2 protein-coding genes (1 of these 2 cut by a window edge) are annotated in these 12757 nt (G+C 70.6%); one reads left to right on the top strand and one right to left on the bottom strand.

Going from position 1 to position 12757, the window contains the following annotated elements:
- Positions 1-2 precede the first annotated feature (2 nt).
- The gene (locus K1T35_RS44890; RefSeq protein WP_220257719.1) at positions 3-785 is read right to left on the bottom strand and encodes a tetratricopeptide repeat protein; all 783 of its coding nucleotides are present in this window, start codon (positions 783-785) and stop codon (positions 3-5) included.
- A 640-nt stretch (positions 786-1425) separates the two neighbouring features.
- Here K1T35_RS44890 and K1T35_RS44885 point away from each other — a divergent pair.
- A protein-coding gene (locus K1T35_RS44885; RefSeq protein WP_220257718.1) for a rhomboid family intramembrane serine protease crosses the window boundary here: on the top strand, positions 1426-12757 show its 5' portion. 49091 nt of this gene lie beyond the right edge of the window; 11332 of the gene's 60423 nt are visible here — the first part of the coding sequence; the start codon lies at positions 1426-1428; its stop codon lies beyond the right edge, outside the window.

Below are 12757 nucleotides of genomic sequence, written 5' to 3'. Positions count from 1 at the left end.
ATTCAGCCGCGGTCGCGGCCCATACCCGCCATCCGGCCGATCGAGAAGAACCACGATCGGTCGTGCGCGTGGGCCAGGTCGGCGAACAGCGCCTCGGTCTCCGGATGCCCTCGGCCGAGGAGCGTGGCCGCGTCGGTGGCCGCCCGCTGGAGCTCGGCTGCGGCCTCAGCAGCCCTGCCGAGCAGGGCGAGGCAGCCCGCGAGGTTCGCGCGCAGGGCGATGACGTGCTCGTGGCGTGGCCCGTGCGTCCGTTCCGCGTCTCCGAGCGCGGCGGCGAGAAGAGCGAGGGCAGGTTCGATGTCCCCGAACGCCGCGCGCGCGAGCGCGTACCCGAGCCGCGACGTCAACGTGTCGGGGTGGCTGGGGCCGAGCGTGCGGCTGCGTTCGACGGCCACGCGCTCGGATAGTGCGAGCGCTTCGTCGATCCGGCCCACGATGCGGTAGGCGGTGGCGAGCGCGTCGACGGCCGTCAGTGTGCGGGGGTCGGCCGGACCGAACGTGCGCGTGCGGTCGGCGACGCTCGCCGCGAGCAGATCGAGGCCCTGCTGCCACGCGCCTGCCGAGAAGCTGACGGCGCCGAGGTTCCCGGCGACCGTCAGGGTTGCGGGGTTGTCCTCCCCCAGCCCGATGCGGCAGCCCTCGAGCGCCTCCTCGATGATAGGCATCGCTTCCTCGGCGCGTCCCGCGCGCCAGAGGTCGACGCCTGCGGCATGGCGCGCGGCGATCTCGTGTGCGGCTTCGCGCGCCTGGCGTGAGCCTCGGCGAGTGCGCGTCCACAGCGGCATCCGTCGTCCTCCTTCCCGCTGCACCCGATCACGACCCGCACGTCGGCGCAACGCCGGGGGTGCTCGTGGAACATTCCTCCGTCCGGTGGGTCGGTGCGATCGTCGATCCACGAAACCAGCACCGGCAGCCTGCCCCATTCTCGCGGGTCGGGTCGGAACCCCCCGGTCTGGCTTTCCGTTCATTCGGTGTCTCGGGCGGTAGCCACCTTCGCCGCAATGCGTACACCGCCTGTTCATGCAGACAGATCGCATGCGACGCGTGGGTGCCGGTGCCGCCGTCCGGTCGAGGTCCGGGTGCCGCGCACCGTCGCCCCGGGCGTGAGGCCGCGCCCGCGGCCGAGTGGCGTAGGCCACGGTCGACGAAGTTGATGAACGTCTGGTAGCTTCTACCTTGCTTCGACTCGACGAGTCGGGGTTGCGATCTCGGAACCGCCGGTTGCTGACGTAGCGCGACGGGTGGGTCGGAAGGTCGCAGAAGCTGTTGGGCGTGTGTTCACCGTCCAGCTGTGGGTCGCTGCCGCAGGCGCGACGCGCGTGATCCTCTTCTTTTGCATGTCTTCTGTTCCGCTCCGCGGCCATAGGTCTCGGGCGCCGAACGCCTCTGTAGTCGTTCTCCACCCGATCTTGGGAGTCGCAGCTCATGTCCCGGTATTCCGCGTACGACGGTGAGGCCGCCGGCCTCCCCGCGTGCGTTGGTGCCGTGCGGCTGCGGCTCTCGCTCGCCGACTGGTTGTGGTCGGTGGCGCGGTGGACGCTCGGATTGGCCGGCGCCGTCGTCGTGCTGTGGATCGGGGCGGCGTTCCTCGCGACGCCCGCGTCCGCGGCGACGGTGGTTCCGGCGGCCGTCCAGGCAGGGCTGCTGAAGGGAGGTGTCAGCAGCAAGCAGGGCGGCGGTGGTGGTGATGGTGGCTCCGATGGCGGTGGGAAGTCGGAGAAGAAGGAATCCGGCGACGGGGGCGGCGAGAAGAAGCCCAAGAAGGAATCCGGCGACGGGGGCGGCGAGAAGAAGCCCAAGAAGGAATCCGGCGACGAGGGCGGCGAGAAGAAGCCCAAGAAGGAATCCGGCGACGAGGGCGGCGAGAAGAAGCCCAAGAAGGAATCCGGCGACGAGGGCGGCGAGAAGAAGCCCAAGAAAGAGTCCGACGACGAGGGCAGCGAGCAGCCCGAGAAGAAGAGGAAGCTCAAGAACGAATCCGGCGACGGCGACGGCGAGGGTTCGGAGAAGAAGGGCCGCGACCGCGAGCGGGACGACCGCGAGACCGAGGGGCGCGGGTCCAGGGCTGGTGCCTCGGAGAAGGACGACGACGGCGATGGCGAAGGCGTGCGCGAGGCCGTCCGGGAGCGGGTGCGTGAGGCGCTCGGCGATGACGACGGCGATGAGGACGGCGACGGCGACGGCGACGATGTGCGCAAGGCGGTCCGGGAGTCGCTCGACGAGGTGGAGGACCACGTCTCTCGGGCGCGGAAGGCGGTGAAGGACGCCGTCGAGAAGGCGCCGGGATCGAAGCGTGACCGCGACGCGAACGCCACTGACGAGGAAGACGGCGAGGACCGGGGGACGGTCCGCACCGCGGATCGTGGTGACGACCGTGCCCGGCTGAGCGACCGCGCCGCCCAGGATCGCGGCGGCGTCGAGCGCGGCGCGCGGCGCTCGGGTCAGGAGCAGGAAGAGGCTGCCGGCAAGAAGCGGTCGAGGCAGGACGCCGACAGCCCCGAGGTGAAGAAGGTCCGGGGTTCCGGCGACGAGCCGGCCCACAAGGTGTCGTCCCGCAAGGCGTCGTCCCGGACGGACGACGACGGGGATCAGGACGCGCGACGGCTGGCCGAACGGGTCGGCGAGTTCGTGCGCGACGCTACCGAGGGTGACGTCCGCGACGCGGTCGAGGGCGTGACCCGCGCGGCGAAGCGGGTCGCGGACCACGCGGGCGCGTCGGACGCGGATGGCGAGCGCGCGAAGAAGGCGGTCCGGAAGGCGGCGGACCGGGCGCGAGCCCGCGGCGCCGACGAGCTCGAAGCGAGGGGCGGGAAGGCGCTCGCCCGGAAGCGCGCGGCCGGCGATGACGAAGCGGCCGGCGTGACCGCAGCCGATCGTGAGCGCGCGTGCGGCAAGCGCGGTTGCTCGGACGTGCCGTCCGGCAAGGCGGCGGCGCTGTCGTCACGTGACGTCTCCGACGCGCACTCGCGCGCCCCTCCGCGAGAGCGGGACGCTGCCGACGGCGACCAGGACGCGGAGGACGAGCAGTCCTACGACGACTCGGAAGAGCAGACCGAGAAGGTGCTCGACGGCCGGATCAAGGTCGAGAAGAGCGAGAAGAAGCTCGCGAAGACGAAGAAGGCCGTGACCTCTGGCAAGGCGACCACGGGCGCGTACAAGAAGCAGGCCGCCGCCCACAAGAAGCTGGAGCAGCAGGTCGCCGCGGATCGCGCGGAGCTGGCTCCGGATCGGGCGAAGCTGGTCGACGACGTCGTCAACGGACAGGGGAAGCTGGACAAGAGCGAGTCCAAGCTCGAGGCCGAGAAGAAGAAGGTCGCCTCCGGGAAGGTGACCAAGGCCGCGCACAAGAAGAACGTCGCGAAGTACGAGGCCGAGCGCGACAAGGTCTACGAGGCCACCGACGAGCTGATGGAAGCCACCGGGCACGACCCGGACGCGGTGTCCGATGACGACCTGGACGGCGAGGGTTCGGTCGCCGGGTGCGGCTCGGACGGCGGGTTCGTCGAGTGCGGATCGGTGAGCGAGTCCGCGAAGGGGAAGCGGGACTCGGAGCGCCAGGTCTGCCTGTCCGGGATCTCCTCCGGCTGTGGGGCGTCCTCGAAGTCGGGTGGCTCGAAGTCCGAGGCGTCGTGCGACAAGGCCGGCTGCGCGAGCAACGCGTCCAGCCGGGCCGCCGACGGCAAGGTCACGAAGGCTTCCGCGCGGTGCTCGGGGGCCGCGCGGGAGTGCGGTCAGCGCAGCGTCGCCACGCCACACGGCTCGGAGGCGTCGTGTGACAGCGGCGGTGGTTCGTGCGACACCCGCACCAACGGGTCGGGCAACGACCGCCCCGCGACGCAGCTGGCCGGCACCAAGAAGGTCGCCGGGAACGCCGCGACCGACCAGACGCGCCGCAACGGCAGCGGGCGGTCGCAGTGCAAGGGCGAATGCGGCACTTCGAGCTCGGTGGACATGGACGACCCGTCAGGCGAGGTCGTGGCGGCGGCCGAGTTCGACTGCGCGACGGAGTGCAAGGGCTCGGCGAGCAGCACCACGAACGCAGGCCACAAGAGCGGCGCGGGCAAGACGGGCACCGAGAAGGCGGGCACCCGCGGCAAGAAGGCCGCCGCCGCCAACGGCACGCCGGAGTCGGCGACCACCGGCACCGCGAAGTGCACGGCCTCCGGTGGTGGGTGCGACACGCGCAGCGAGTCGCGGGTCGACGCCGACGGCGACTCCCGCGGCAGCGCGGGCAGCAGCGACGCGGTCATCGAGATCGACTGCGACGACGACTGCACCAGCACCGGCACGACGAGGACCACCGGCTCCGCGCGCGGGGTCGCGGCAGGAGCGTCGCGCAAGAGCACGGGGCGTGCGTCGTGCGAGTCGGCCGGCAGCGGCTGCCAGGCCTACAGCCACACGGAGGTCGACAGCTCGGCCGACGAGCAGGGCGACCTGCTCCGGTCCGCGTCGCTGACCGACGGGGACGCCACCGCGTCCAGCACGGCGGGCGCGAACCTGGACTGCGACTCCGACACCTGCGCGGGCAAGGCGAACAGTGCCACCACCGGCTCCGTCACCGGCGCCCCGGCCAAGCGCGGCGGGGTCGCGGCCGTCCGGAAGACCAGCGGCTCCTCGAAGTGCGAGGCGCGCGCGGGCGGGTGCGGGACCCAGTCGAGCTCGCAGGTGAGCGACCGCGGCGTCGACGGGCAGACCACCCGTGAGCTGGCAGCGTCGAGCTCGGCCGATGCGGAGATCGACTGCGAGTCCGCCGCGTGTGTGGCGTCCGGGTCGAGCACCACCTCCGGTGGCGCCTATGGCGATGTGAAGGGCGTGCGCGACAGCACCGGTCGCTCCTCGTGCACGGCCCACGGCGACGGCGCCGGCTGCACCACGGCTGCCGAGACGACCGTGGCCGACCGCGACGCGAGTGAGGCCGCGGAGTCCGGTGTAGCGGCGGTGTCGGGTCCGGTGAGCGTGTCGACGGCGAACGCGTCGGTGGAGTGCTCCGGTGCGGCCACCGAGTGCGGTGGCACGGCGACCTCGTCCACGAGCGCGCGGGACACCGGCGTCACGAAGCATGCTCGCGGCACCTCGGCCAAGGCCGACTGCAGAGTCACCGGTGGTGGCTGCACGGGTGAGACGAGCTCGGCGGCGTCGAGCGCCGCGGACTACGTGGTGATCGACCCGAAGACCGGGCTTCCGGTGAAGGGCCAGAAGCTGACCGGCCCGTCGTCGACGTCGTCGTCGAGCGCGAACCTCTCGTGCGAGGCCGGCACGACCTGCACCGGCGTGGTGCGCACCAGCACGTCCGCCTGGGACGGCGCTGTCGCCAAGGGGAAGCCGCGCACCTCGAACGGCATCGCCCGGTGCACGGGTGCGACCGGCGGGTGCGAGGGCAAGTCGGTGTCGACGGCGTCGAGCGGCCCGGGTGCCACGCTGGCCCTGGCGGGGCCGGGCGCGGACGGGCAGGCGCAGGCGGTCAACGCGAAGCGGCTGGCGGCGGGCCCGTCGGCGGCATCGGCGTCGGGTGCCGTGCTGACCTGCGAGGGCGAGGCGGCGTGCGGCGGGAAGGTGTACAGCAACGCGTCCGCGGTCGACCCGGCCGTGTCGTCGGATCAGCGCTCCTCCTACTCCAAGGGGTCGTGCGAGGGCGTGTCCGGTGGCGTGTGCCATGCGGTGACGAACTCGGGTTCGTCGAGCGGCTCGGACGCGAACACCATCGCGCCGCTCATGCAGAAGCGATCCACGGAGAACGCGACCGTCACCTCGGGTACCACCGGTGAGCAGGCTCCGGCCGACCAGCCGCGGGACGGACAGCAGCAGGACCCCGCGACGGTGCCGGCTCCGGTGGCTCCGGGCTCGAGCGCGAACTCGGGTGGCCCGACGGTGCCGGGCGCGTCGAGCTGGTCGATGGCGTCGGCCACGATGGACTGCGAGGCCGGCACGCTGTGCTCCGGCACCGCGCGGACCTCGGCCGCCGGCAGCGACGGCCCGATCGCGGTGAAGACGGGCAACGGGGCGCGCGGCCCACCGGAGGGTGCCACCACCGACAGCGCTACCTGCACCAGCAGCCAGTCCGGCTGCCACGCTCAGACGAACTCCTCCGCAGGCTCCGGCCAGGTCGTGGCCGACATAATTGCGGAGAAGCGCAAGACCGCTGCCGAGCAGGCTCGCGGGCAGGCCACCGAGGCTGACGCCGCGGCGCGTGAGGCTGCGGAGGTCGCCGCCCGGCCGGGCGCGACCGCAGCACAGAAGAAGGCGGCCGCCAAGGCCGCGAAGACCGCCAAGCAGGCGCGGAAGACGGCTACCCAGTCCGCCGCACTGGCCCGCAAGCCGGTGAAGGACGCTCCGGCCACGATGGCCGAGTCGAGTGCGACCGCGCAGTGCGCGGGCGCGGGATGCACCGCCGCGACCACCGGCGGCACGAGTGGCACGCCGGGCCGCACGCACACCGGGGGCCGCTGCACGGCCGCCGAGGCCGGATGTGCGGCGAGCAGCGAAGCCACCGCGACCACAGAGCGCGACTCCGGGCAGACCACCGGAAAGGGCAAGAAGGCCAAGGCCGTCCCCGGGATCTCCGGCAGCGCGCAGGCCACCTCTCAGATCGACTGCCCCGTGGGCTGCATCGGCACGCTCACCGGCGATGTCAAGGGCGCTGCCGGCCCCAAGGGGCAGCGCAGCAAGAGCACCGCCACCGGCACGACGGGTTGCGACGGCACCAGGGCGTGCCAGGCGCAGATCACCGCGAACTCCTCGACCGCGTCCACCGCGCCGAGAGTGACGGCCGACAAGCGGTTTGCCACGACCACCGCGTCGATGACCGCGACCTGCGACAACGGCACCAAGACCGGCTGTGCCACCCGCACGTCGTCGAAGACGGACGCCGTCGGCGCGGCCAAGGTCAAGGGCACCTCCACCGCCTCCTGCAAGACGGCCGGCGTCTGCCAGGCGACGACCGCCGGGTACGCCGCCAAGGGCGTCGCCGAGGTGACCGCCAACTGTCTCGGTACCGGCTGCAAGACCCACACCACCGGCAAGGCCCGCGCGGCCGCGCCGGGCGGGATCAACAAGGCGTTCTCGCGCACCTCCTGCATCGGCGGGAAGAACGGCCAGTGCGCGGGCACCAGCCGGGTCGGCGCCACCGCCGAGGGGGCGCAGACGGCGGCGTCGTGCCAGGGCAGCAAGGGCTCGACTTGCCGCTACAGCTACTCGGCCAGCGGCAAGGCGGGGTCCGTTACCGGGGCCAATCGGGCCGCGGCCAACGCCCGCTGCGGTGACAGCGGCGGCGCAGGCTCCGGCTGGTGTGGCACCAACACCACCGCGCAGACCACCGGTCAGTCAGCGTTTGCCGCGGCAGGTTGCCAGGGGAGCAAGGGTTCTGGTTGCCGCTACTCGTACAGCGCACGCAGTACCGCTTCAGCGCCGGGTGCGAGCGCCTTCGCCCACGGCCACAAGAAGGGCACCTTCGGCGCAGGCCAGGTCACGACCACCGCGGCGGCGTCCGGCACCGGGGACTCGGCGCAGGCGTCGGCGTCCTGCACGGGAACCAAGGGCACCAACTGCACCCACAGCTACGAGGCGACCCGGTCGGCCTTTGCTGGGGACCCGAGCAAGAAGGGGTCGTGGGCGTCGGCGTATGCGCACGGCTCCGGCGGGGGCGGCATGGGCGGCGGCGGGGTCGCGGTGTCGGCCAGTGCTTACGTCAGCGGCAACCACGCGTCGGCGTCGGCGACCTGCTCGGGCGCGGCAAACTGCTATGCCCCCTTCGAGGCCCACGCCATGGACAGCGCGCGGGGCAAGGAGCGTGCGGCCGACTGGTACCACGACGGTGGCTACCACACGGCGTGGAAGTCGGCCGAGTGCTCGGGCAACAACGGTGGCTGCGGCGTGACCGCGTTGGCAGTCCCCGGCCAACCCGACGGTGGCGACGCGTTCTGCGACGGGTACTGCGCGAGGTTCCGCCAGGCCGGGGACAGCGACTGGCACAAGACCGCGGACGCTGGGTGGCGGCGGGCGCAGGCGGCCGGCGTCAAGATCGACCCCAAGACGCACAAGGTGATGGTCGACCCGAAGACGAAGATGCCGATAGTCGTCGATCCGAAGACCGGTAAGCGGGTCGACCTCAGCAAGAACCGCTTCGGCGCCGAGATCTCCTGCAGCACGACCAAATGCCAATACCTGTTCCAGGACCTCGGAGACAAGGGCAAAGGCAAGTGGATCCCCTGCGAGAAGGCCGAGTGCGGTAAGAAGGCCGGTGTCGGCGAAAGCGGCCAGAAGATCACCTACAGCGAGAACGGTGATCTCATGCCCAGCGTCCCGACGGAGCCGGACGGCAAGAAGTACCACACCGCCACCGACCCGAAGAGTGCCGGCGTCTACGTCGACGACAAGGGTCGCGCCATGGGCTGGGCTGCGACCACCGGCTCGATCATGGACGCCTTCACCGGCAGCCAGGCCACGGCCAACGGCAACGGCGGTGTCCACGCGCGCTTCGGCGACAAGACCGGTGGCCGGTTCACCGTCTCCTGCCCGACCGGCTGCAAGGGCGCGCTGCGCAACGGCCAGACCAAGAACAGCAAGGTCGTCGAGGACACGTTCGACATCGGCGGCAAGAAGGGCACGAAGGGCGCCGACGCCTGGTTCGTCGGCCGGGACAAGTCCGGGCCGGCGTGGGGCGGCTGGAACGGCGAGGGTGTCTTCACCTCGTTCGAGGGCGTCAAGATGCAGACCTACGGCGACCTCCCAGAGTGGCAGAAGGGGGTCAAGACAGCCGGGGCGAAGGAGTTGCCCAACAGCGCCTTCGTGCAGACCGCCAGCAAGGGCGATCCACATGGCCGGTACGAGTTCTACGGCCAGACCGGCTATGTGATGTTCCCGGATGGCACGAAGATCGAGAACGCCCAGCGTGTGGACAACGGTCTGCCGTATGTGCCCGAGCCCGACGACTACGTCATCGCCGTGACACCCGACAAGAACGGCGAAGGCGGGTTCGTCGAATGCGTCGGCTTGTGCCGCGAGGACATGGATGACGCTGCCTACGACTTCGTGGTCAGCGAGTGCGCCTCCGACAGCTCAGTCGGTTGCGTGCGCGACCCGTACATCAATGCCAGCAAGATCGACCCGAGCGTGCGGGAGTGCACCGGGCGCTGCGCGATGCGCCATCAGTTCGCCGACCCGGACAACGAGCAGGCCCCGAACGGCATGTTCCACGCCGAGATGATCGAGTCCGGCCAGATCAACAGCTTTACCCCGAACGGCGACGAGCAGGGTTGTAGTGGCGCGCAGTGCAGCTTCACCCAGGTGTTCAGCGACAAGAAGGGCAATGGTGGCGGCGCGGTCTGCTACACCGGCGCGGGTACCGGTACGTGCTACGGCCAGACCGCCGAGGGCGACTACCAGTCCTGCAACTCGGACAGGATCTGCGGCACGATCCTGCTCTACGGCGGCAAGGACGGCCACAACACCGGGGGGACATGCAGCCGGCGCGATGGCTGCGACAGCAGCTTCGCGGACAAGGAGCAGCTGACCTGGTTCGCCAACGGCCCTGAGTTCTGCGCCGACAGCGATACCGCATGCAAGCAGGATTGGACCGACACAGAGGACGCCGTTCACGCCGGTGACCGGTCCTGGCTGCTGGTGCTCGACCCGGACGCCGAACGCTCCAGCACCGGTTCGCCGGTCGACAAGGAGACGGCCGAGGCGTTGGGTCTCAAGGAGGGCGACCCGCTGCCCTACCTGAGCCAGAGCGAGTACAACAAGCTGAACGACAAGCAGAAGCGCATCTACGACAAGGAGGCAAAGCAGCTCAACCAGACCCAGGAGGATCTGCTGGTCCTCGAGGTCGCTGGTGCAGAGGCCGACCTGCGCCGGGACGTCGAACTCGCCGACCCCAAGGATCCGGCGGTGGCCGAGGCCCTCACCGAGATCAAGCGGACGCTCAAGGGCGGGCTCACCTCCGGCGAGCTGGAGGGTCTCAGGGATGAACAGAAGACCCTGGACGACTTCGGCGCGGGCGGCGACATCGAGAAGAACTTCGGCATCGTCGACGGGATCTCCCAGATCACCGTCCCGACCCGGCCCAGCGACCCGACGACCGCGGCCGACGGCCGCCTGCTGGGCCTGGCGGAGGACGTCCTCGGCGGCGAGTCGTCGGACCAGCAGCGCCGGAAGATGCAGGACATCGCCGGGCGGCACGGCGCACAGGTCGAAGACGGCCCGATGGGCGACCAGCTTGTGCCGGTCCTCCCGGAGCTGACCGAGCAACAAGAGATCACCGCGCGCGCCACGGTGATCGCCGACCTGAGCCTGCGCCCGCGCGAGGCTGCAGCCGACGACGAGGCCGACGCGTGGGTGGCCCAGCAGCAGGACCTGAACGGGCGGATGCGGGAGCACAACCGCAACCAACCGGGCCCAGGCGCATCCGCGGCGGAGATAGCCGAGTACAACGCCGAGGCTGAACGCCTCGAAAACAAGCAAAGCCGTCTCGACGACGCGTGGGACGCGATCGAGCGCGAGGCGAACGCGATCGGGGACTCGCGGACGCGGATCCAGGACATGCGGAAGGAGGCGGACCTGCTCGGGGCGTCCAGTTCGGGCGATCTGCTCGCCGCCGACTCCCCGTGGGCCGGCGAGACAGGTGACGACGCGTGGGCTGATCAGCTCGGCGACTGGTGGGACCTGCAGCAGCGGGCCAACGACATGGTGTCTCAGATGGGGAAGTCCGGGCTGACGCCCGAGGAGGAGGAGCTCGCCGCCTCGGTCGGGAGCTTGGCCGCAGTTGCCGGCGCCGGCTACAACACGACAGCCCGGGACCGGTCGTTCCGTTCCGACGACAACCGGCTCGGCAACGGCAATAACGACAGGGCCGCCTACGACCTACCCAGTCAAGGCCCTGACCTGGCGATGGCAGTCAACGGTGTGCTCAACGTCGAGTCCATTGACAGGGACACCGGCCTGGTGCGGGACCTGGTCGACGGCACCGTCATTGACGAGGGGCGATGGGGCAAGAATCGAGCGGACCGCCGCGCCGCGATCGCCGCCATGGGGGACGCGCAGCAGCACTACAACCGGCTGGGCGGCGACGACATCCTCTTCAACAGCAAGCACCCGGGCGGCACCGGCGCCACAGCGGAAGAGCGACAGCGTGACCGGGACGCCTACGGCGCGATCGAGGGCGACCTGCAGGACGAGATCGAGGACTTCCTCGAGGAGGGTGACGAAGGCAACGGCAGCGAGATCGTCAGCAGCCAGCGGGTCCTCGTCCACGACGAGGAAGAAGACACCTACGACTGGATGACCCTCTACCAGGTCACCAACGGGCAGGGGAAGACCAAGTTCTTCGACGTCGGCGGCGGCAGCACCGAGAGCCTGAAACAGCTGGCGGACGGCATGTCGGAGGCGCAGGACCGGAACTTCACCGTCCTCGGGGCCAAAGACCTGTACTCACGCTCCGGCGACGTAAGGTTCGTCGAGGTCAATGGGAAGCCCGGCTCCGGCGTCGTGGACTGGATTCAGGACAAGGCCGAGGGCACCCGGGACTGGATCACGGACCAGATCCCCGAGAAGACGAACCTCTACGACGTGGCCGACATGAGCCCGACCGAGCGCCCGTTCATGCCGGACCTCATCATCGACAACCCGGTTCATGTCGCCGCCACCATCGCCACCGAGACCGTGATCGTGGGCGGGGCCACCTTGGTGGGCGCCATCGGCGAAACGGGCTACAACATGGCGGTCCGGGGCCCGAACTGGAGCGACGACAACCCCATCGAGCTCGTTCTGCCGGAGCGGGCGGAGGGGCAGGGCCTCCTCGACTACCTGAACGACGAACTACCGGCGGCCGGCATGTTCGCCCAAGGCTTCGCGGACAGCGGCGCGATGATCAACGAGGGCGTCAACGGCTACGGGGCGAGCTGGTGGAACCCGCGAAGTTGGCACAAGGGTGACTGGGACCGGCTTGCCGACGAGTACACCGACGAAGGCCTCGAAGGCGCGGCCTTCGCGGTGATGCGGGAATCCATGTGGGGCCTCGGGTTCGCGCCGCTCACCGCCGGGGCCAGGGCCGGCGCCGTGCTCGCGAAGGCGAAGGGGCATGTCAAGACCGAGAAGTTCCTGAAGGGTGTGGCCGAGGGCAGCAACGCCCTGCTCGTGGGTTCCCAGGCGATCGTGGCGGTGCCGCTGATGCCCGCCATGATGGCCGTGCGCGGCGCCGGGCTGGGCGCGCGAATGGCGATTCGCCCGGTTGTTCCCTCGGTTCGCTCCGGCCTGCACGGCGCCACCCGCGCCGTCCTGAAGTCGGTTGAGCACAAGGACCTGTCGGGGATCCCCGGCGTCGGGCCGTTCCTGGAGGCGACCCGCAACGCGGTCGGGCCACTCGACCAACTCGGCAAGGTGTCGTACCGCCCCGTCAACACCGACCGCGCCACTCGGGTGTCCGGGGGCTTCGACAGGTGGAAGTTCGCGCCGCGTTCCCGGGTGGACCCCAGAACGACGCCGGGCTACAACGGGCTCTACAACTCGATCTACACCGCGCTGTCCCGCGGTCTCGCGGCGCCTCTCGGCGCGGAGCGGAACTGCGGGTGTGAGGTACGGCTGCGGGTGCAGAAGGCTGATCCGGCCGACATCGTCCTGGCGGACGTGCCGAAGGCGTCGTATCGCGACCAGAAGACCGCCCTCATGCAGGACGAGATCGAGGGTCTCGTCGAAGGCCGCACCGAGCTGATCACCGCGGAGCAGCTCGACAACCGGATGGCCGCGGCGCCGCAAGGAACCCGCG

The sequence above is a fragment of the Pseudonocardia sp. DSM 110487 genome (assembly GCF_019468565.1).
Lineage (GTDB): Bacteria > Actinomycetota > Actinomycetes > Mycobacteriales > Pseudonocardiaceae > Pseudonocardia.
This window is presented reverse-complemented; position numbering and strand designations above follow the sequence as displayed.

Coding starts and splice junctions, on each gene's coding strand:
- K1T35_RS44890 (WP_220257719.1), bottom strand. CDS start 785: ATGCCGCTGTGGACGCGCACTCGCCGAGGCTCACGCCAGGCGCGCGAA.